The following is a 17,874-nucleotide window of genomic DNA, read 5'->3' as shown; positions in this document are numbered from 1 at the left end:
ACGCCGCAATGGCCATCAGCATGTACGACACCGTCGCCCTGATCAGGGTGGTGGAGAATGTCTTCGAGCCCTCCCAGTTCCTACTGGACACGTTCTTCCCGAACACCGTCCAGTCGGACACCGAATACGTCGCGATCGACGTGCTCGACGGCCAGCGGCGCCTCGCGCCGTTCGTCAATCCTCTCCAGGAAGGCAAGCTGGTCGAGCAGCTCGGCATCCGCACGCCGACGTTCAAGCCGCCCTACCTGAAGCCCAAGGTCCGTATCGATCCGACCCGTCCGCTCCGCCGTTCCCTCGGTGAGCGTGTCGGCGGCGACATGACTCCGATGGAGCGGGAGGCGATCAACCTGCGGTTTGAGCTCGAAGAGCAGATCCGCATGATCAACCGCCGCCTGGAATGGATGGCCGGTCGCGCGATGGCCGATGGCGCGCTGACGGTGGTCGGTGAGGGCGTGCCCCAGACCAGCATCAACTTCGGCCGCGATGCCGCCCTGAACGTCACTCTGAGCGGCGCCAATCGCTGGGGCCAGAGCGGTGTGTCGCCAGTGAGCATGATCGAGACCTGGGGCGGCCTCGTTCTGCAGAAGTCGGGCTACCCGGTGACGGACGTGGTCTTCACCCCGTCGGCCTGGGCCTACTTCCGCGCCGATCCCCGCTTCGCCCAGATCGTCGCCTCGCTGGCGAATGGCATTCCCGGCCTGCAGGCTGCGGGCGTCGTGGCGCAGACGGGCGGTCAGCTGCTCGGCCAGTGGGGCCAGTTCCGGCTGTGGCTGTACTACGATTTCTATGTCGACCCGGTGGATAATCAGCAGAAGCCGACCCTGCCGGACGGCACGGTCCTCATGGGCAGCCGCAACATCGACGGCGTGCGCGCCTTCGCCACGATCATCGACACCGAGATCGGCTACCCCTCGATCCCGTATGCGCCGAAGTCCTGGGTGACCCATGACCCGGGCGCGCGGTGGCTCATGACCCAGTCCGCGCCGCTGGTGATCCCCAGCCGCGTCAACGCGTCCTTCGCAGCGATGGTGATCTGACATGGCCGATCCTCAGAAGCCCAATGCCCCCGTGGCGCCGGCTGCGGCCGTGGCTCCGGTGGCTCCTGCCGGCGACCTCGTCGCGCAGCTCGCCGCCGCCATCCGCGGAGAAGCGGAGACGGCACGGCAGCGGGATATGGATGCACTCGCCCGTCAGCGCGCGGTCGAGGACGAGACCCGCAACCGCATGGGAAAAACCACGCTGGTCGCAGTGACGTCGTTCACCCTGGTGGATGACGAGAATCCGACCGGCCGTACGATCCTGTCCGGGTCCGAGTTCGAGGTCTCCCTCTTCGATCTGCAGAAGTACGCAGGCAAGGGCCTTCCCCGCGCCCCGGACCCGCTTACGGGTGGCGTCACCGTCTCGCAGGCCTGACCCATGGCGGGCATCGACTGGAACGCCCTGAACTCCGCCGTCATGACGGGGTTCAGCGACGAGAAGGCGGTGCCCGTCACCTATGTCGCCCCTGGGACCGGCGTCATCTTCGAGGGCCTGCGCGGCATCCTGGATCGCTACCAGATTGAGGTCATCGCGGAGGACGGGGCGCCGACCTCGGTGAAGCGCTCAATGCTCAGCATGTGTCAGGCCGACCTGCCGATAGACTTGGAGCTGAAGCAGGGCGGCCGCATCGAGGTGCAGGGGCTCACCTTCCACATCACGGACGTGCAGCCCGACGTTTTTGGGTGGATCTACCTGCCGCTGGGGCTCGTCGGTTGAGCGAGACCGTCCCGCCCACCCGCCGCGCTCTGGTGCGTGACGTTGTGGCCGCCACCCTCGACGCCGGCGTGCCGATGGTGAGGGGGCGGGTCTTTCGGGCGCGCACGTGGCCGCTACAGCGAGAGCATTTCCCAGCACTGCTGGTCTATGGGTACGACGAGACGAAGACCCTGACGAATATGTCGCGGGGTGAGGCGTCCTACGACGTGACCTGCACCATGGCTGTTGGCCTGCGCGTGCAGGAGAAGTCGATCGACACGCCCGGGACTGAGGCCGACCTGGAAGCGCTCGCAGGCGCCGTCTGCCTCTCGGTGATGACTGCCCCCGCCCTCCGCCTCTCGCGCCGCGGTGGCGGTCTCGACGTTTCCATCGGCGCCGCCCGGACCACGCTGGGCATCAAGACTGATGGCGAGACGGCCATTGGCGAGGGCGTGATCGCCTTCGAGATGGCCTGGCAGGAGCAGTACGCCCTGCCGCCCCCTGAACTCTGCGAGGAATTTTCCCTCGCCCTCCTGCTCACCCCCTCCGTTCCGTAGGAGCCCGCCATGCTGGTGAAGCCTGCCAAGGGGCTCGCGGTTCGCGACCCCGAACTCAACGATGCCTTGCCCTCCGAGGGGCGGGACGTTCCCCGCAACGAATACTGGCTGCGCCGCATCGCCGAGGGTGATGTGCGCGAGGTCGAGGAGAAGCCGGCCAAGCCGGCGGAGGGCACCCGCTGATGGTCGGCTTCCGCGAAATCCCGCAGAACCTCCGCGTTCCGCTCTTTTTCGCCGAGCTGGACAACAGCCGGGCGAACAGTGGCACTGCGCAGGTGCTGCGCACCCTTATCATCGGGCAGCAGGGCGCGTCGGGCACCTACCCGGCGGGCATTCCGGTGCTGATGGAAGGTGTTCCCTCCGTCAAGGTGCGGTCTGGGCCCGGCACCATGCTTGCGCTCATGGCCGAGTGGTATCGCAAGCGCGATAGCTTCGGCGAGACCTGGGTTTTGCCGCTTGCAGACAATCCCGCAGGTGTTGTGGCGACGGGCACGATCACTGTGACCTCGGCGGCGACCGCCGCCGGCACCTTGAACCTCTACGTGGCTGGCGACCGGGTCCAGGTGTATGTGGCCCCCTCACAGACCACAGCCCAGATTGCCGCAGCGATCGCTGCCTCCATCAATGCCGACACCGACCAGCCGGTCACGGCCGCCGCGACCACGAACGCCGTCACCCTGACCGCCAAGCACAAGGGTACGATCGGCAACGACATCGACCTGCGGCTGAATTACCGGGGCTCCGCCGGCGGCGAGGCAACCCCGCCCGGGCTGGCGGTGACAATTTCGCCGATGAGCGGCGGCACAACGGCGCCGGTGCTGGACACCGCGCTGGCCATCCTGGGCGATATGCCGTTCGATTTTATCATCTGCCCGTACACGGACAGCACCAGCCTCGACGCCTTAAAGACCTTTCTGGCCTCCCGTTGGTCCTGGGACCGGATGCTCTATGGCGGTGCCTTCACTGCCTTCCGCGGTACTCTCTCGGCAGTGAACACTCAGGGGCTTTCCCGCAACGACAGCCACGTCGTGACGCTCCCCTTCAATGGCAGCCCCCGGCCGGCATGGCTTTGGGCCGCCAATTTCGGGGGTGCTGCCGCAGTGAGCTTGCGGGCTGACCCTGGTTTGCCCTTGCAGGGCTTGGCGCTCGACGTGGAGCCCCCTCCTGTGGAGAGCCGCTGGAACATCGGCGAGCGGAACGGCCTGCTCTTCGCGGGGATGTCGACTTCAACGGTGCAGGACGACGGCACGGTGGTGCTGGAGACGATCGTCACGAACTACCGGACGAACGTCCTGGGCCAGCCCGACGACAGCTACCTATACGTCGAACGCCTCTACACCCTGGCCGCGGCTATCCGCCGGCTGAAGGCGAGCACCACCTCCAAGTTCGGCCGCTTCAAGCTGGCGTCGGACGGCACGGCCTTCGCGCCGGGCTCCAACATCGTCACCCCCTCCATCATCAAGGACCACATCCTCGGCGAGTACCGCGCCATGGAGCGGGCCGGGCTGGTGCAGGAGTACGAGACCTTCCGGCGCAATCTGGTGGTCGAGCGCAACGCGTCGAACCGCTGCCGGGTGGACGGGCTGGTGCCCATCGTCCCGATCGACCAGCTGCGCCAGCTTGCGATGCTGGTCCAGTTCCGCAACTCCGGGGAGGCGTAAGCCATGTCGGAAAGCAATCGCCGCATCGGCGGCATCGGCGCCGCTTTCGTCGATGGGCTGGCCTTCGACCTTCGAGCCGACCCCATGTGGAAGGTTTCGACCCGGACCCGGACGACTGTCGCCGGCATGGATCGCATCCACGGGTACTCGGAGACGATCTCCCCCGGCTTCATCTCGTTCACGCTGAGCGACCGCGACAACATCACCGTGGGCGACTTCGAGAACATGACCAACTCCTCCGTCTCCCTGGAGCTCGCCAGCGGCAAGCGCGTGTCCGGCACGGGCATGTGGACCGTGGAGAGCCAGGAGGTGAACGCCACGGAGGGCACCTTCAGCGTGCGCTTTGAGGGTGAGGACGTGCGGGAGACCTGAGATGGACGAGCTGTACGTCGAGGACGAGAAGGAAATCGCAGCCGCGAAGCCGCTGCGGCTCAAGTTCGCGCCGATCGAGCATAGCGGCACCACCTACGACAGCATGGTGCTGCGGGAACCGACCTGGGGCGAGATCACCGAGGCCAGCAAGCTGCAGGGCTCGGCCATGGTGGTGAAACTGCTCAGCAGTGTGACCGGGCTCAATGCCTTCGTCATCAACAAGCTTCCGCAGGGGGTGGTCCAGGCGGCCTCCAGCTACTTCGAGGCTTTTACGCCGGCCTCCCCCAAGGATGGCGAGGCCTAGGGGCCGAGGCCGCACTGCTCTTTCACTGGCCTCCCAGCGAGATTGATCGTCTGACCCCCTCTGACCTGTCGCGGTGGCTGGGGGCGGCGAACCGACTGCTCCAGCAGCAAAGGAGGCCGTAACCCATGGCGACTGCCTCCGCTGGCACCCTCTCTGTCACCCTCACCGCGAACGACCGCCTCTCGCCCGCGCTGACCCGCGTCAACGCCCTCGCCACGAAGATGCAGGCCGGTCTGAGCCGCATGGGCTCAATCGGCGGGCTCGGCGGCGCCGGCGGCCTGAACCGCTTGGCGAACAGCGCCCGCGGTGCCTCGCGCGGGCTGGAGGCCATGATCCCGGCCCTCGGCGTGCTGACCGCGGCGGGCACTGTCGCCGGCGTGGTGCGTCTTGTGACCGGCTTCGCCGACATGGGCGCGCAGCTTGGCCGTGCGGCCTACCGCGTTCAGACCACGGCGTCAGGCCTGGCCGCTCTTCAGGGCGCAGCGCGGATCGCGGGATCTTCGGCGCAGGACCTGACTGCGGGTCTCCAGGGCCTAGGCGATGCGCTGTCCGACGCTGTCGGCGGGCGCGATGCCACGGCGCTGCAGTATTTCACCCTGCTCGGCATCAAGATGCGGGATGCCACCGGGCATGCCCGGACCGCCTCCGACGTGCTGCCAGAGGTCGCCGACGGCATCGCCCGGATTGCAGATCCTCGCCTGCAGGCGCGTGTCCTGGGCGCCCTCCGCATCCCCGAGAGCCTCATCCCTTTCATGAAGCGGGGAGCGGCAGGGCTGGCAGAATATGCCAGCGAGGCTCGGCGCCTAGGTGCCATCACCGACGACGGCGCGGCCTCTGCGGCACGCTTCGAGAAGCAGCAGTCCATGCTCCGGCTGGCCGGCGAGGGGCTCGTCAATACAATCGCCCAGCGGCTCGCACCTTCAATCGGTGGGCTGATGGAGAGGATGACGGAGTGGATCGCCAAGAACCGCGAGTGGCTGGCCCAGAAGGTCGAGGCCGTGGTTACGGCGGTCGCTGGCGCAGTTGAGCAGCTGGCGACAAGGATCAAGGCCTGGGTCGATGACGGGGGCTGGGACCGGTTCTCCAGCCGGATCCAAGCCATTGGCGAGGGGATCGAGAAGGTCGTCCAGTCCATGGGCGGCTGGGAGAACGCGATCATCGTCGTGGGCGGGCTCTTGGCGGCCAACATGGTCGCCCCTTTGGCTTCGATCGTCGGGTCCCTGGGGGTCATTGCGGCGTTCCGCGCGCCGGCGTGGCTCCTGGGGATGGTGGGCGTGACGGGGCTCGGGGCCGCGGGTGCCTTCGCGCTTGGCATGAAGCCGAGCACAACGAATGCCGGAGAGCGGGAAGAACTGGAGCGCCAGAGGAGCGACCCGGCCGCGCTGGCTCGGGAGATGGAGCCGGCGCGGGTCTGGTCGCGCCAGGCCAGCCTCCTGGACCGCATGCTGAACTTCCCGGCTGAGCGCATCATCGGGCGCATTGCGACCGGGCCGGCGGCGGGCTTTGCCAACCGCGCCGGCCGTGAAGCCCAGCGTTCTGTGGATGTGGGCCCGGCGCCCACCGATCTCTTGGGGCTCATCGGCCGCTCGGAAGGCACCGACCGGGGCCGCGGCTACAACGAGACGCTCGGCTACGGCGCCTACACCGGCGGCGCGCGAAACCTCACCGGCATGACGCTGGAAGAGGTGGACAAAATGCAGTCCGAGATGCTCCGGCACCCCGACAACAAGCTCAATTCCTCAGCCGCTGGGCGCTACCAGATCACCCAGACCACACTGCGCGGTCTCGTCCGGGAGATGGGCCTCGACCCGCGCACGACCCGCTACGACGAGGCAACGCAGGACAAGCTGGCGACGGCACTGGCCGAGCGCCGGGGCCTGCGCGCGTTCCAGGCCGGGAACATTACCCGTGAGGAGTTCCAGTCGCGGCTTGCCCAGGAGTGGGCGAGCATTCCGGATCCGCGGACGGGGCAGGGGTTCTACCCTGGTCAGAGGCGGCCAGGCGTAAGCCAAAGCATGGTCGACGGCGTGCTTGGCGCTGTCCGCGAACGGCCGAATGCTGCCCCGTCTCCGGCCTCCTCGCCGGCGCCCGCGGCACGCTACGCCGACCCCCTCGACCCGCGCTCACTGCCCGCTCTGCCGGAGCGGCCGACCGCTGGCCGCCCTGGCCGTGGCGAAGAGCCCATGCAGAACCCCAGCCTGGGCCCGCAGGCGCAACGCGTCGACGTCCGCGTGCAGCTGGCGGGGCCGGGCAGCGCCGGCGCCACGGTGACCACCCGGACGCAGGATGGGAGCGTTCGGGTTGAGCGTACCGGCCTGGGAGGCCTTGGATGAGTGACTGGCGCGACGACCTGCGTCCCGCCTCCTGGCGCGGCATTCCGTTCGGCGTCTTTACGCACGACACCCGCGCCGGTCGCCGGACCGCGCTGCACGAGTACCCATTTCGGGATACCGCCTGGGTTGAGGACTTGGGCTTGGCGGTGCGCCGCCTCTCCCTGCAGGGCTTCGTCGTCGGCGACGACGTGGTGACCCAGGTGGAAGCGCTGCGCGACGCCGCCGAGGAAGAGGGGCCGGGCGAGCTCGTCCACCCCATCTTCGGGTCCTGCGAGGTCAGCCTCGTCGACTTCGGCGCCGAGATGCGGGTCGAGCTCGGCCGGGTCGCCTCCCTGGCCTTCATCTTTATCCAGGGCGGTGAGCGGATCTATCCGACCCTCGGCACGGACTTCGCGGGCGATGTGCTGGAGGCCTGCGGACTGGCCGACTTGGCCGCCTCGTCCGACTTCGCAAAGGACGCTCTCGGAGCCGTTCAGCAGGGGGCGCAGGTGGTCCAGCAGGTCCAAAGTACGGCTCGTGCCTACATCTCGCAGGTGCAGCGGTTCGCGGGTGATGTGCGGTCGGTGGTCGGCAGCGTCGGTGGGCTGGTCCCCGGGCTTGATCGCTCCTTCGGGCGGTTGATTGGCGGCTCTCGCTCTCCTCTCGGCACCCTGACGAGCATCACCGGCAGCGTTTCGCAGGGCTTGGCGCGGGTATCGCAGGCGCGGGCAGCGGTGACCCGCGCCGGGGCGACCGTCGAACGCCTGGCGGGCCTCCTGTGAGCGCGGCGGATGACCTCGCGGGCGGTGTGCAGGCCCTCACGGCCTCCGTTCGCGCCATGGCTGCCGACCCGGGCGACCAGTTGCGCCTGCTGACGCGCCTTTCGGCCTTCTACCCGGCCGATCCGGTCGAGGCGGACACGGTCGGAGCGGCACGTGGCGCGATCCAGGACGCGATGGGAGCACTGTGCCGCCGCGCTGCGCTGGTGGCGATGGCGCGGGCCGTGTCGGACATCTATCCGGCGTCCTATGACGAGGCGGTTGCCCTGCGAGACCTCCTCGACGGGCTGCTCGAAGCCGAGATCCTGATTGCAGGCGATCTGGCAGACGATGCGTCGGGAGATGCTCTGCGCCGGCTCAAGACTGCAACCGCTCGCCTCCTTACCGACAGGGCAGCCAACCTCGCGCGGCTACAAACGGTGTCGGTCCGCGCGCCTTTGCCGGCGCTGGTGCACGCCTACCGACTCTACGCCGACCTGGACCGGGCCGATGAGCTGACAGCCTACGCGGGGGCGGCGGATCCGAACTTTATGCCAGACGAGTTCCAGGCGCGAGGACGGTAGATCACCCCAGTCGGATTCCAGTGGGCAGTGTAATCAAGATCGGAAGGCGATCGGCGGGAAGATCAGCGGGCGCAGAGGATTGCTTGAGCCACGTGACGCACTGGCTTTGCGGACGTCCGTTAATAGTGCACCGTGGCTCTTGCACAACCACGATTTTCATTTCCAAATCGCAGGCCTCTTTTGGTAGCGAGAATGACTGCGTTTGGCGCCTGTCCACCAAGGCATTACGGAAAAGAAAGCTTACCGGGTACGAATTTCCGCGAGAATCAACCGAGCCGGCGACTAAAAGGGAGTCGATTGGCTGAGTGGTGTAGTTCGTCGCAGCCACAGAGACCTCGCAACTTAGCACACTAAGTCGAGCTGTCGCGTAGATCCAAATTTGGGGCGCATTTACCTGCTGCGCTTGGACCGTCATGGCCGTGGCAGCCCAGAGAATTAGAATTATTGTCCAGCGCATGGCGTTACTCCTCATCTGAACTGGCGGGCCAAATCCCGCAGCAAGGATTGATAATCCTCTTCGACAGACATGATTTGTCGGAGTAGTGCCTCATTCCCTAACTCATCTCCGAAAACCAGCGCTTCTAGTTTGCTCAAACGTTCGCCGATTTCACCGAATGAACTTTCGAGACGAGTGATGATCTCAGCGTTCATGGAGTGGGAGCGATCCGCAGCGGCTTGGGTTAAGCGCTGGTGCAGCGACATAGGAATGCGCAGGGTGATGCGGGTGTAGCCGTCATCGCTCATCAGGTTGCTCTCTCAGATAGAACCGCCCTAGCACGATTCTGGTGTCGCTTTCGAGTTGACACGACAATGGTGTCGCTTCATCATCTGTGACACGACAATGGTGTCGTTACGAGGAGATGATGGCGAGGACCAAGACCAAGATGGCTGCGCGGTTCACCCTCCGCATCCCCCGGCCTCTGAAGGGCTGGCTGGAGGCGCAGGCCGAAGAGAACGACCGCAGCATGAACGGACAGATTGAGTTCCTGCTGGAGTTGGCCCGCTTAGGCGTCCAGCAGCCCCGCCCTCTCGGGGGCGGTCAGCCGGCGGCGGGCGAGGCTTCGCGGGCGTAGCCCGCCACCGGCTCAACTAAGCCGCTCCCCAATTCTGGGGAACGGGACCAGCGCCCCATCCGCCCGGCAAGGCGGGGAAGGGCTGCATCGCAACCTTGTTCAGGAAGATCACGATGACTAATCGGTCCCTTACCACCGTCGAGTTCCACGGCGCTACCCTGCTCACGTCTCCGGCCGAGACGCCGGAAGCCACCCTCGTAGCGATGAAGCCCGTCGTAGAGGGCATGAAGCTGGACTGGGGCGGCCAGCACAAGAAGCTCCTGGCGCACCCGGTTCTCTCTCAGGGTGTCTCCGTTATGGAGATACCTTCGGACGGCGGGCTACAGGAGGCGACGGCCCTGCCGCTGACGCGGCTCAACTTCTGGATGGCCACCATCCACCCGAACCGCATCAAGGATCAGGCTGTCCGTGATGCGGTGATCCGCTACCAAGTCGAGTGCGCGGACACCCTCTTTGCCCACTTCTTCGGACGGCAGCATGTTGCTCATGCCCCGATAGAGGTCATGGAAGAGCGCCCCTGGCACGAACGCCCGGCAGAGGATCGGCGCCTAGAGTTGGCGACCATCGCCGCCTACGGCCGCTACGGCAACCATTCTTGCGCATGGTGGTACGCCATGACCCAAGCAAAGATGCCGCGGCCGCCGAGGCGTTTTCAGCCGGCGTGGTGGCAGTCCGAGATCGACATGCCACAGCCGGTCCAGGACAACCGGGCTATGGTCGTGGTTCAGATGCCGGGAGGGCGCGCCTGATGGCCTCGAACCCTCCGCTGGGCCAGCACCAGCGCCCAGGCAGCCCCGCCGCCTCGGCAATCGCCCCGAAGCCCGATGCCCCGAAGCCCGGTCCGGTGACGAATACCCCACCAGACCCGCGTAAGCTTCGCCGTGATGTGGTGATGGCACTGATCGACACTTGCCCGACGAGGACGGCGCGTGAGCGTGCGGACTTGATCATTGGCGATGCTGAGAAGCTGATTGCCTACATTATGGGTGGTCAACAGCAGATTGAGGGAGGCCAGCACTAATGCCCGCCCTCTCTCGCCGCCTCGCCCTCGCCGCTGCGGGGGCCTTCGCAGCACCTGTGGCCGTGGTGGCCGCGCCGAACCCCGATGCCGTCCTGTTGGCGGCCTGCGCCGAACACCGGGAGGCCTTCGTGGCCTGCCGCGTCCTCGACGGCACCAGTGCTACCGATGCCGAGTGGGCGATCCGGCAGAAGCGTGAGGATGACGCCTTGACGCGGGTCCAGGCTCTGCCGGCGCTTACGTTGGCCGGGCTGCAGGCCAAGGCCCAGTCGGTGACCATGTTCCTTCACCTGATGCAGGAACCCTATGACCAGCAGGATTGGGGTGAGCAGCTGGCAGGCGACGTGATCCGGGATTTGCTGCGGCTCGCCTGATCTGAGCCGGCGATACCGACTGAAGGGCCACCCGGTGGCGGCCCTTCACATTACTAGAGCGTCCTTCGGGGCGCTCTTCCTGTTTCAGGAGTGTCGTTCATGCCCGACGACGGCGACCTGGAACTCGTGGTTGGCGGCAAGGCCCTCACCGGCTGGCAGGAAATTCGGATCACCCGGGGCGTCGAGCGCTGCCCCTCCGACTTCGACATCGCCATTACGGAGCGCTTCACTGACAACAAGGACCCGACCCCTACGAAGCTGGCCAAATGGACCTCTGACCTTGTCGTGGCCCCTGGTCAGGCGTGCCAAGTCCGCATCCGGCGTGATGGGACGTCCAAGGGCGACCTCGTCATCACCGGCTATGTCGACCGCTACACGCCCACGATCACGCCCAGAAGCCATACCGTCCGCATTTCGGGCCGCGGCAGGTGCCAGGACTTGGTTGACTGCGCCGCCTACCTGCGCCGGGAGGCTAATCAGGTCAGCAACGTCACCACGAAAGCCCTTATCGAGAAGCTTTGCGAGGCCTACGGCATCTCGGTCACGGCGCTCTCGGGCGAGGGCGAGATCGTTCCGCAGTTCAACGTGATCCTGACCGAGACGGCTTGGGACATCATCGACAGGGTTTGTCGGCACTCGGGCTTCCTGGCCTACGAGGCCGCGGACGGGAACCTGATCCTGTCCCGCGCCGGCAAGGAGGAGATGGCCTCGGGCTTCGCGCAGGGGATGAACGTGGAGGAGGCCTCGGCCAACGCCTCCATGGACCAGCGCTACAGCCTCTACGAGGTGGTCTGGCAGTCCATGGACGTCCTAAACGACCTCGCCGGCGCATTGGGCGGGGATCGCGATCCGAACCGGCGGGTGTGGGTGCTGGACGAGACCGTGGGTAGCGCGGAACCGAAGAAGGGCGAGCGTTTCCGTCCCAGGGTCATCGTCTCGGACCAAGAGCAAGACGGGATCGATATCGCCCAGCGTCGTGCCCTCTGGGAACGGAACCGCCGCAATGGCCGGTCCGCCTCCATCCGTGTCGTCACGGACAGTTGGCGGGACACCTCGGGGCAGCTTTGGGAGCCGAACCACTTGGTGCCAGTTAACGTGCCCTTGCTGCGGGTCGTGAAGCAGAAGTGGCTGATCGGCGAGGTAACCTATGTGCGGGGCCGGGACGGCACTCACGCCGAGCTGCTCCTCATGCCACCGGCGGCATACGAACCGGAGCCGATCGTGCTGCAGCCCTTTGACCGGCAGGTTTCGGACGCCCTGAAGCAGAGCGCGCTGGAAGCAGGCGGCGCTTTCCGCACCAGCGGCACCGGTTCGGGGGTCTGACGCCATGGCCGACCTACTCGACCGCGCTTGGGGTCGCCTCACCTCGGCGCTGGGCTTCGGCACCATCACTGCCACCAAGGGCACAGATGGGCAGGGCGTGCGGCAGGCTCAGGTGCGGTTCAGTGCCGTGGAGGTGCGAGACGGAACGCCTCTCATCTGTCTCTACGGGGTGGCATCCCGCCCTCTGCCTGGGGCCGACGCGGTGCTTGTCTTCGTCGAAGGGAACCGGAGCAAGGGCATCATCATCGCCACGAATGACCGGCGTTACCAGATCGACTTGGCTGAGGGCGAGGTCGCCATCCATTCCGATGAGGGCGACAGCGTGCACCTTAAGCGCGGGCGCGTGGTGAAGATCACGGCCGGCACCAAGCTGGAGATCGACGCGCCGCTGGTGACCCTGACCGGGCGCATGGAGGCGGCCGGCGACGTGAAGGCTGGCACCATCAGCCTGCAGAACCATGTTCATGGCGGGGTGCAGCGCGCCGCCGCGCAGACGGACGCGCCCACGCCATGAGCGCCGACGTCGCCATCACCTTCGACAGCGAGACCGGCCGCGGCGATTGGCAGATCACCGGGATGGGCAACCTTCTGCTCGCGCCTCCAATGGTGACCGCGGTCTACGTGTCCCTGTTCACCGACCGGCGGGCCGGGCCGGACGATGTCCTAGAGCCGGGCGAGACAGACCGCCGCGGCTGGTGGGGCGAGGGGCTGGACAACAAGCCGATCGGGTCGCGCCTCTGGCTCCTCCGGCGGGCGAAGCACCTGCCCGAGACCCTGAAGCGGGCCCGCGATTACATCCGCGAGGCCTTGGCCTGGATGATCGAGGACGAGCTCGCCGCCAAGGTCGACGTCGTGGCCGAGTGGCAGACCCGCTCCCGGATCGCCGCCGTCATCACCATCCACCGCGTCAATGGCACGCAGGAAACAGTCACGGCCTCCTGGGCCTGGCAGGGAGTGTAGCGATGCCCTTCTCGCGGCCCACCCTGCGCGCCCTGGCGCAGCAGGCGAGCGCCGATGTGGCCGAGGCGACCGGGTCCTACGTCCTGCTCCGGTCCTCACCGCTCGCCATTCTCGCCAAGGCTACGGCCGGGCTGGTGCAGGGGCTCTACGGCTACCTCGACTGGATCGCCCGGATGGCGGTCCCCTGGACGGCTGAGGGGGAGTTTCTGGAGGCGTGGGCGGCGCTGGTCGGCGTCACCCGCAAGAGCGCGGCCGCTGCGGCCGGCTCAGCCACCTTCACCGGCACGCCCGGGTCCATCCTACCTGACGGTGCGCAGGTGGCCCGCTCATCGGACGGACTGCTGTACCTCACCACCGGGCTCGGTACGGTCAGCTCGGACGGGACGGTGACGGTGGCGATCGTCGCGGCTGAGGAAGGCGCGACCGGGAATGCGGTGGACGGCTCCGCATTGCGGGTGGCCTCGGCCGCGACGGGAGTCAACTCGACCGGCGCCATGGTCGGGCCCGCCACAGGGGGGGCAGACGCCGAGGGCGACGACGATTTCCGCGCCCGGATGCTGGAGCGCTACCGCGAGCCGCCCCAGGGTGGCGCGCAGGGCGACTACGTGCGCTGGGCCAAGGAGGTTCCGGGGGTCACGCGGGCCTGGGCAACGCCGAACGGGGCAGGGGCCGGCACCGTGGTTGTCTATGCCATGCTGGACGAGGCCCAGGCGGCCAATGGCGGCTTCCCACAGGGGACGGACGGGGGCGCCGCCGCCGAGACCCGGACTGCGCCTGCCACAGGCGACCAGCTGACGATTGCGGACTATCTCTACCCGCTCCAGCCGGTCACGGCTTTGGTCTATGTCGTCGCCCCCGTCGCGTCGCCCATCAACCTGACGATTGCCGACCTCGACGAGGACACCACGGCCACCCGAGCCGCCATTGCCTCCGCGGTGCGCGGCATGCTGCGCCGCCAAGGAGAGCCGGGCGGCACCATCTACCAGTCGGACCTAGTCGCCGCGATCGACGGCGTGCCGGGCGTCGAGCACTTCACCCTGACGTCCCCCTCGGCCTCGGTGACGGCCTCAGCTGGGCGCCTGCCGACGCTCGGCACGATCACCTGGGCCTGACGTCATGCCCCAGCCCATTGACCGGAACGCAGAAGATCACCTCGCCGCGATGAAGGCGTTGCTGCCTCGTGGCGCCGTCTGGCCCCGCGATAACGACAGCGCCATCAGCCGAGTTTGCAGCGGTATCGCCACGACCGCTACGCGACTGCGCCAGCGGGCGGGGCAGCTGATCGTGGACGCCTTCCCGTCCACCACCTACGAGCTGCTCCCCGACTGGGAACGCTCCCTCCGGCTGCCTGACCCGTGTGCGGGGCCGGCGCCGTCGATCCAGCAGCGGCGCGCGCAGGTGGTGGCCCGGGTAACCGCCACGGGTGGCCAGAGCGCGCCCTACTTCGTCCAGGTTGCCGCAGCGCTCGGCTACGCCGTGACCGTGAAGAACTACGGCCCGGCCCGCCTGGGCCACATGCGCCTGGGCGATCGGATGTTCGACGCCCGCTGGGCCCATGTCTGGGCGATCCGGGCTCCCACCACCACGATTACCAGCTTCCGCATGGGCATGAGCGGCCTCGGCGAGCGGTTCCGCAGCTGGGGCAACGAGGTTCTGGAGTGCGAGCTCCGTGCCCGTGCGCCGGCCCACACCATCCTCCTCTTCCAGTACAGCTAGGAGACGCGCATGAGGCGCCTCGCGAACGGGACGCAGGTCAACAGCCTGCCAGCGCCGGCAGCGGCTGTCGGATCGCCGGGATATGGCACCAACGGCAACCCCGGGGCTGGCCAGGAGGCCAGCATCTTCGACGCCGACCAGTACAACATCATTCAAGAGGAGATCGCCGGCGTCATCGAGGACGTCGGCATCGCGCTGGACGCCACCGGCACGAACCGCGCGCAGCTGAAGCAGGCCTTGCTCGGCCGCCTCATCAACGTGCAGATCTTCAAGGCCTCCGCCACCTTCACGCCAACGACTGGCGCACGGCGCTGGGAGGTTGAGGGTGTTGGCGGTGGCGGCGCGGGTGGTGGCGGTGTCAACCAGGCTGTCGGTTCCTATCAGGCGTCACCCGGCGGCGCCGCCGGAACCTGGGGGCGGCGCACTATCACCGGGATCACGGGGCCGGTCGTAGTGACGGTCGGCCTTGGCGGTGTGGGCGTGGCAGGGGCCCAGGGCGGCTCCGGAGGCACAACCTCGTTCGGTCCGTACCTGTCCATGCCTGGCGGCACGGGGGCCAGCATCGGCTCGGCAAAAAGTTCGGGTGTTGCCCTGGCCGGGGATACGCCTTCGCCCGCCGACGCCTCCGGCGCGGATATCTCATTCCGCGGCCAGGCCGGAGGAGGCTCGATCATTTCCTCGGGCGACGGCATCCGCGGCGGAACGGGCGGATCCACCCCGTATGGATCTGGCGGTGTTGGCCGAACGAGCCCCACTGGCGGCGGCACAGTCTTCGTCCAGGAGGCCGGGAAAGGATACGGCGCCGGTGGTGGCGGCTCGTACGGGGACACGCAGCCCTCCAGCCCAGGAGCGAGCGGCGCTTCAGGCATCATCATCGTTCGGGAGTACGCCTGATGCAGACCTTTGCTCGCGTGCAGGATGGCATCGTGGCCGAGATCGTGAAGATCCCGGCCAACACCCCTCCCTTAGAGGAGCGCTACCACCCGGACCTGATCCCAGCCTTCGTGGAACTGTCCGGTCCCGGCTCGCAGAGCATTGGGGAGGGGTGGCTCTACGACGGCAGCACCTTCACCGCGCCGGCTCCCGTCGAGGCTCCGGAGGACCCTGTCCCAACATCGATCACGCCCCGGCAGGCTCGCCTCGCCCTCCTGCAGGCTGGCCTGCTCGACGAGGTGGATGCGGCAGTCGCCGCGGCCGGCCGCGCCGCGCAGCTGGAGTGGGAGTACGCCACCATCGTGGAGAGGAACGGCGCGCTGGTGGAGCGCCTCGCGGCTGGCATCCCGCTGACCGATCAGCAGGTGGACGATCTCTTCAGGGCCGCCGCCGCCCTCTAGCCCCCTCGACAATCAGTCTCGTCCAACCCGCGCGCCCACGGGCATCGCGGCCCTTCCGCTTGAAAGGTGGTGCCGATGTTCGTCGTGCCAAAGGCGGGTCTTAAAGTGCCCGATCCCGTTCAGGGCGGCTTTCTGCCCCCCGAAGGGCGTCTCGTGGAGGGCAACCAATATTGGATCCGTCGCGCCCTTGACGGGGATGTAACGGTTCTATCCGACGACACGCCTCCACCCGTTCCCTTCGCCTTCATCCAGATCCCGCCCGGCACGACGGCACAGCGCCCGGCGCCAGGGATTTTCGGCCGGCTCTACGGCAACACGGACCTCGGGCTCCCGGAGTTCGACACCGGGACGACTTGGGTGACGCTGGGTGCTGGGGGTGGTGGCGGCAACGGTGGCGGCACGACGCCCTCCGGCAACCTTCGCCTCCTGGAGGGCGGTGGCTACCGCCTCCTGGAGGGCGGCGGCCGGCGGCTGCTTGAGGCCACCTGAGATGGCGAAGCGCACCTCACCGACGCCGCAATGGCTCGTGGCCAACGGCCTGAAGATCGTCGTCGTGAACGGGCTCGCCGTGCTGGCGCCGCTGGACCAGCCCCCGCCCGTCCCGAGCGCCCGCGCCCGCCTCCTTGAGGACGGGAAGACCATCCGCACGACCGAAAGCGGCGCTCGCCGCATCCTGGAGAGCACCTGAGATGTCCGACAGTCTGATCCGCAACCTCCCCGCCGCCACCAAGACGGATGGAACGGGCCTCATTGAGGTTACCGAGCAGACCGGCAGTTCATGGGCCAGCCGCATGGCGTCGCTGGACACCGCGCTTGGTGTTACCGTGCCCGGCCGCGCCCTTCTGTCGGCGGCAACACAGGCGGCAGGTCGGACCGCCCTGGGCCTCGGCACGGCCAGCACCCAGGCGACGGGCGCCTTCGCCCCGGCCACGCACACGCACACCTCCGCCGATATCTCCGACTTTGTGGAAGCTGCCCAAGACGTGGTTGGCGCCATGGTGGCCGGGGCCGGCGGGACCTACAACGACACGTCCGGCACGATCGGGCTGCCCTCTGGTAGCGGGTCCGCCACCCCCTATGGCGACGCCGTGGCTATCACTGATGCCGCCACGGTCACCCCGAACGCCGCCCTCCTCACCTCCCCCGCATCGGTCTTCACCTGGACCCTCGGCGGCAGCCGCACGCTGAATAAGCCCACAGGCGTCCCCACCGGGAAGGCACAGCGCGTCGAGATCCTGGTCAAGCAGGACAGCACGGGCGGGCGCACCCTGACGCTGGGCACCGGCATCAGCCCCTCCACCATCGCGATCGACCCGACGGCCAACGCGGTCACCCGGCTCACGCTGGAGACCTCGGACGGCGGCTCGACCTTCATCGTCTCCGGCGGGGGCACGAACCTTGCTGCGGGGCAGACCCTCGGCACCGACCAGGCCGGCAACCTGAAGGCCCTGACGCTGCGGAAGGCGACCGCCTTCGGCTTCTCCGGCGCCCCGGCGAGCGGCGACGCCTACCGGGCCATCGCCCCCTATGCCGGCGTGGTCCGGGGCGCGCGCGGCATGGCGGCAGGGACGGCAACCCCGACGGTCACCGGCACGGTCGCCATCAACGGCACCGCGGTGACAGGGCTGGCCGCGCAGACCTACGGCGCGGGCGGTGCCGGCACGCTGGTGGCAGCCACGGCCGCCAATACCTTCGCGGCGGGGGACGTCATCACCTTCACCCATACCGCCTCGCCGGGGGGAACTGTGACCGGCGGGTGCGTCTCCGTCGAAGTCGAGCAGACGGCGTAAGGGG

At 67.7% G+C, this 17,874-nt stretch carries 26 protein-coding genes; 25 read left to right on the top strand and 1 reads right to left on the bottom strand.

Annotated elements, in window-relative coordinates; translation table 11 throughout:
• The first annotated feature begins 8 nt into the window (after positions 1 to 8).
• The 11 genes from J5Y10_RS05205 to J5Y10_RS05150 all read left to right on the top strand — a co-directional run bounded on the left by J5Y10_RS05205 (position 9) and on the right by J5Y10_RS05150 (position 8,282).
• Positions 9 to 1,037, top strand: a complete 1,029-nt coding sequence (locus tag J5Y10_RS05205; RefSeq protein ID WP_209371521.1) for a major capsid protein — start codon at positions 9 to 11, stop codon at positions 1,035 to 1,037.
• A gap of 1 nt (position 1,038) precedes the next feature.
• Positions 1,039 to 1,413, top strand: a complete 375-nt coding sequence (locus J5Y10_RS05200) for a hypothetical protein (protein ID WP_209371520.1) — start codon at positions 1,039 to 1,041, stop codon at positions 1,411 to 1,413.
• Positions 1,414 to 1,416: 3 nt separating this feature from the next.
• Positions 1,417 to 1,755 carry a head-tail joining protein gene (locus J5Y10_RS05195; protein WP_209371519.1) on the top strand — a complete coding sequence of 113 codons (339 nt, stop codon included), beginning with the start codon at positions 1,417 to 1,419 and terminating at the stop codon, positions 1,753 to 1,755.
• Positions 1,752 to 2,291, top strand: coding sequence for a hypothetical protein (locus J5Y10_RS05190; protein ID WP_209371516.1), 540 nt, complete (start codon positions 1,752 to 1,754; stop codon positions 2,289 to 2,291). The genes J5Y10_RS05195 and J5Y10_RS05190 overlap by 4 nt, the downstream gene beginning before the upstream one ends.
• Positions 2,292 to 2,300: 9 nt before the next feature.
• On the top strand, positions 2,301 to 2,474 hold the full coding sequence (locus J5Y10_RS05185; RefSeq protein ID WP_209371513.1) for a DUF2635 domain-containing protein: 174 nt from the start codon (positions 2,301 to 2,303) through the stop codon (positions 2,472 to 2,474).
• Positions 2,474 to 3,952 carry a phage tail sheath subtilisin-like domain-containing protein gene (locus J5Y10_RS05180; RefSeq protein ID WP_209371510.1) on the top strand — a complete coding sequence of 493 codons (1,479 nt, stop codon included), beginning with the start codon at positions 2,474 to 2,476 and terminating at the stop codon, positions 3,950 to 3,952. Before J5Y10_RS05185 ends, J5Y10_RS05180 begins: the two co-directional genes overlap by 1 nt.
• A gap of 3 nt (positions 3,953 to 3,955) precedes the next feature.
• A complete protein-coding gene (locus J5Y10_RS05175; protein ID WP_209371499.1) occupies positions 3,956 to 4,324 on the top strand; it encodes a phage tail tube protein in 369 nt (122 codons plus the stop codon).
• A 1-nt stretch (position 4,325) separates the two neighbouring features.
• A complete protein-coding gene (locus J5Y10_RS05170; RefSeq protein WP_209371496.1) occupies positions 4,326 to 4,628 on the top strand; it encodes a phage tail assembly protein in 303 nt (100 codons plus the stop codon).
• Between the two features lie 125 nt (positions 4,629 to 4,753).
• Positions 4,754 to 6,961, top strand: a complete 2,208-nt coding sequence (locus J5Y10_RS05160; protein WP_209371493.1) for a lysozyme family protein — start codon at positions 4,754 to 4,756, stop codon at positions 6,959 to 6,961.
• The gene (locus tag J5Y10_RS05155; RefSeq protein ID WP_209371491.1) at positions 6,958 to 7,722 is read left to right on the top strand and encodes a DNA circularization N-terminal domain-containing protein; all 765 of its coding nucleotides are present in this window, start codon (positions 6,958 to 6,960) and stop codon (positions 7,720 to 7,722) included. Before J5Y10_RS05160 ends, J5Y10_RS05155 begins: the two co-directional genes overlap by 4 nt.
• Entirely contained in the window at positions 7,719 to 8,282 is a 564-nt protein-coding gene (locus tag J5Y10_RS05150) for a hypothetical protein (RefSeq protein ID WP_209371488.1), read from the top strand. The genes J5Y10_RS05155 and J5Y10_RS05150 overlap by 4 nt, the downstream gene beginning before the upstream one ends.
• 468 nt (positions 8,283 to 8,750) lie before the next feature.
• On the opposite strand, the gene J5Y10_RS05145 is transcribed toward J5Y10_RS05150, so the two are convergent.
• Complete coding sequence (locus tag J5Y10_RS05145; RefSeq protein ID WP_209371486.1) at positions 8,751 to 9,026, bottom strand: Arc family DNA-binding protein; 276 nt, start codon at positions 9,024 to 9,026, stop codon at positions 8,751 to 8,753.
• Positions 9,027 to 9,145: 119 nt separating this feature from the next.
• On the opposite strand from J5Y10_RS05145, the gene J5Y10_RS05140 reads away from it, so the two are divergent.
• The 14 genes from J5Y10_RS05140 (at position 9,146) to J5Y10_RS05080 (ending at position 17,870) form a co-directional block, all read left to right on the top strand.
• Positions 9,146 to 9,355 carry an Arc family DNA-binding protein gene (locus J5Y10_RS05140; protein WP_209371473.1) on the top strand — a complete coding sequence of 70 codons (210 nt, stop codon included), beginning with the start codon at positions 9,146 to 9,148 and terminating at the stop codon, positions 9,353 to 9,355.
• A gap of 113 nt (positions 9,356 to 9,468) precedes the next feature.
• Entirely contained in the window at positions 9,469 to 10,104 is a 636-nt protein-coding gene (locus J5Y10_RS05135) for a phage antirepressor N-terminal domain-containing protein (protein ID WP_209371465.1), read from the top strand.
• A 143-nt stretch (positions 10,105 to 10,247) separates the two neighbouring features.
• Entirely contained in the window at positions 10,248 to 10,376 is a 129-nt protein-coding gene (locus J5Y10_RS28360; protein WP_280854936.1) for a hypothetical protein, read from the top strand.
• Positions 10,376 to 10,747: a hypothetical protein gene (locus J5Y10_RS05130; RefSeq protein WP_209371464.1), complete on the top strand. Its 372-nt coding sequence runs from the start codon at positions 10,376 to 10,378 to the stop codon at positions 10,745 to 10,747. Before J5Y10_RS28360 ends, J5Y10_RS05130 begins: the two co-directional genes overlap by 1 nt.
• A 99-nt stretch (positions 10,748 to 10,846) precedes the next feature.
• Positions 10,847 to 12,070: a phage baseplate assembly protein gene (locus tag J5Y10_RS05125; protein WP_209371463.1), complete on the top strand. Its 1,224-nt coding sequence runs from the start codon at positions 10,847 to 10,849 to the stop codon at positions 12,068 to 12,070.
• A gap of 4 nt (positions 12,071 to 12,074) precedes the next feature.
• The gene (locus J5Y10_RS05120) at positions 12,075 to 12,584 is read left to right on the top strand and encodes a phage baseplate assembly protein (RefSeq protein ID WP_209371461.1); all 510 of its coding nucleotides are present in this window, start codon (positions 12,075 to 12,077) and stop codon (positions 12,582 to 12,584) included.
• Positions 12,581 to 13,030, top strand: a complete 450-nt coding sequence (locus J5Y10_RS05115) for a phage GP46 family protein (protein ID WP_209371459.1) — start codon at positions 12,581 to 12,583, stop codon at positions 13,028 to 13,030. The genes J5Y10_RS05120 and J5Y10_RS05115 overlap by 4 nt, the downstream gene beginning before the upstream one ends.
• A gap of 2 nt (positions 13,031 to 13,032) precedes the next feature.
• A complete protein-coding gene (locus tag J5Y10_RS05110) occupies positions 13,033 to 14,142 on the top strand; it encodes a baseplate J/gp47 family protein (RefSeq protein WP_209371456.1) in 1,110 nt (369 codons plus the stop codon).
• Between the two features lie 4 nt (positions 14,143 to 14,146).
• Complete coding sequence (locus J5Y10_RS05105; RefSeq protein ID WP_209371453.1) at positions 14,147 to 14,746, top strand: YmfQ family protein; 600 nt, start codon at positions 14,147 to 14,149, stop codon at positions 14,744 to 14,746.
• Positions 14,747 to 14,755: 9 nt separating this feature from the next.
• Complete coding sequence (locus J5Y10_RS05100) at positions 14,756 to 15,640, top strand: glycine-rich domain-containing protein (protein ID WP_209371450.1); 885 nt, start codon at positions 14,756 to 14,758, stop codon at positions 15,638 to 15,640.
• Entirely contained in the window at positions 15,640 to 16,080 is a 441-nt protein-coding gene (locus tag J5Y10_RS05095; RefSeq protein ID WP_209371447.1) for a hypothetical protein, read from the top strand. The genes J5Y10_RS05100 and J5Y10_RS05095 overlap by 1 nt, the downstream gene beginning before the upstream one ends.
• Positions 16,081 to 16,155: 75 nt before the next feature.
• Positions 16,156 to 16,569, top strand: coding sequence for a DUF2635 domain-containing protein (locus J5Y10_RS05090; RefSeq protein WP_209371437.1), 414 nt, complete (start codon positions 16,156 to 16,158; stop codon positions 16,567 to 16,569).
• Between the two features lies 1 nt (position 16,570).
• On the top strand, positions 16,571 to 16,768 hold the full coding sequence (locus tag J5Y10_RS05085) for a hypothetical protein (protein ID WP_209371435.1): 198 nt from the start codon (positions 16,571 to 16,573) through the stop codon (positions 16,766 to 16,768).
• A gap of 1 nt (position 16,769) precedes the next feature.
• Positions 16,770 to 17,870, top strand: coding sequence for a hypothetical protein (locus J5Y10_RS05080; protein WP_209371434.1), 1,101 nt, complete (start codon positions 16,770 to 16,772; stop codon positions 17,868 to 17,870).
• Positions 17,871 to 17,874 lie beyond the last annotated feature (4 nt).

This window comes from Roseomonas indoligenes (assembly GCF_017813365.1).
Lineage (GTDB): Bacteria > Pseudomonadota > Alphaproteobacteria > Acetobacterales > Acetobacteraceae > Roseomonas > Roseomonas indoligenes.
This window is presented reverse-complemented; position numbering and strand designations above follow the sequence as displayed.

Bases quoted from the DNA above. Each gene is read 5' to 3' on its own strand.
- J5Y10_RS05205 (WP_209371521.1), top strand. From the start codon at position 9: ATGGCCATCAGCATGTACGACACCGTCGCCCTGATCAGGGTGGTGGAG.
- J5Y10_RS05200 (WP_209371520.1), top strand. From the start codon at position 1,039: ATGGCCGATCCTCAGAAGCCCAATGCCCCCGTGGCGCCGGCTGCGGCC.
- J5Y10_RS05195 (WP_209371519.1), top strand. From the start codon at position 1,417: ATGGCGGGCATCGACTGGAACGCCCTGAACTCCGCCGTCATGACGGGG.
- J5Y10_RS05185 (WP_209371513.1), top strand. From the start codon at position 2,301: ATGCTGGTGAAGCCTGCCAAGGGGCTCGCGGTTCGCGACCCCGAACTC.
- J5Y10_RS05180 (WP_209371510.1), top strand. From the start codon at position 2,474: ATGGTCGGCTTCCGCGAAATCCCGCAGAACCTCCGCGTTCCGCTCTTT.
- J5Y10_RS05175 (WP_209371499.1), top strand. From the start codon at position 3,956: ATGTCGGAAAGCAATCGCCGCATCGGCGGCATCGGCGCCGCTTTCGTC.
- J5Y10_RS05170 (WP_209371496.1), top strand. From the start codon at position 4,326: ATGGACGAGCTGTACGTCGAGGACGAGAAGGAAATCGCAGCCGCGAAG.
- J5Y10_RS05160 (WP_209371493.1), top strand. From the start codon at position 4,754: ATGGCGACTGCCTCCGCTGGCACCCTCTCTGTCACCCTCACCGCGAAC.
- J5Y10_RS05155 (WP_209371491.1), top strand. From the start codon at position 6,958: ATGAGTGACTGGCGCGACGACCTGCGTCCCGCCTCCTGGCGCGGCATT.
- J5Y10_RS05145 (WP_209371486.1), bottom strand. From the start codon at position 9,026: ATGAGCGATGACGGCTACACCCGCATCACCCTGCGCATTCCTATGTCG.
- J5Y10_RS05140 (WP_209371473.1), top strand. From the start codon at position 9,146: ATGGCGAGGACCAAGACCAAGATGGCTGCGCGGTTCACCCTCCGCATC.
- J5Y10_RS05135 (WP_209371465.1), top strand. From the start codon at position 9,469: ATGACTAATCGGTCCCTTACCACCGTCGAGTTCCACGGCGCTACCCTG.
- J5Y10_RS28360 (WP_280854936.1), top strand. From the start codon at position 10,248: ATGGCACTGATCGACACTTGCCCGACGAGGACGGCGCGTGAGCGTGCG.
- J5Y10_RS05130 (WP_209371464.1), top strand. From the start codon at position 10,376: ATGCCCGCCCTCTCTCGCCGCCTCGCCCTCGCCGCTGCGGGGGCCTTC.
- J5Y10_RS05125 (WP_209371463.1), top strand. From the start codon at position 10,847: ATGCCCGACGACGGCGACCTGGAACTCGTGGTTGGCGGCAAGGCCCTC.
- J5Y10_RS05120 (WP_209371461.1), top strand. From the start codon at position 12,075: ATGGCCGACCTACTCGACCGCGCTTGGGGTCGCCTCACCTCGGCGCTG.
- J5Y10_RS05115 (WP_209371459.1), top strand. From the start codon at position 12,581: ATGAGCGCCGACGTCGCCATCACCTTCGACAGCGAGACCGGCCGCGGC.
- J5Y10_RS05110 (WP_209371456.1), top strand. From the start codon at position 13,033: ATGCCCTTCTCGCGGCCCACCCTGCGCGCCCTGGCGCAGCAGGCGAGC.
- J5Y10_RS05105 (WP_209371453.1), top strand. From the start codon at position 14,147: ATGCCCCAGCCCATTGACCGGAACGCAGAAGATCACCTCGCCGCGATG.
- J5Y10_RS05100 (WP_209371450.1), top strand. From the start codon at position 14,756: ATGAGGCGCCTCGCGAACGGGACGCAGGTCAACAGCCTGCCAGCGCCG.
- J5Y10_RS05095 (WP_209371447.1), top strand. From the start codon at position 15,640: ATGCAGACCTTTGCTCGCGTGCAGGATGGCATCGTGGCCGAGATCGTG.
- J5Y10_RS05090 (WP_209371437.1), top strand. From the start codon at position 16,156: ATGTTCGTCGTGCCAAAGGCGGGTCTTAAAGTGCCCGATCCCGTTCAG.
- J5Y10_RS05085 (WP_209371435.1), top strand. From the start codon at position 16,571: ATGGCGAAGCGCACCTCACCGACGCCGCAATGGCTCGTGGCCAACGGC.
- J5Y10_RS05080 (WP_209371434.1), top strand. From the start codon at position 16,770: ATGTCCGACAGTCTGATCCGCAACCTCCCCGCCGCCACCAAGACGGAT.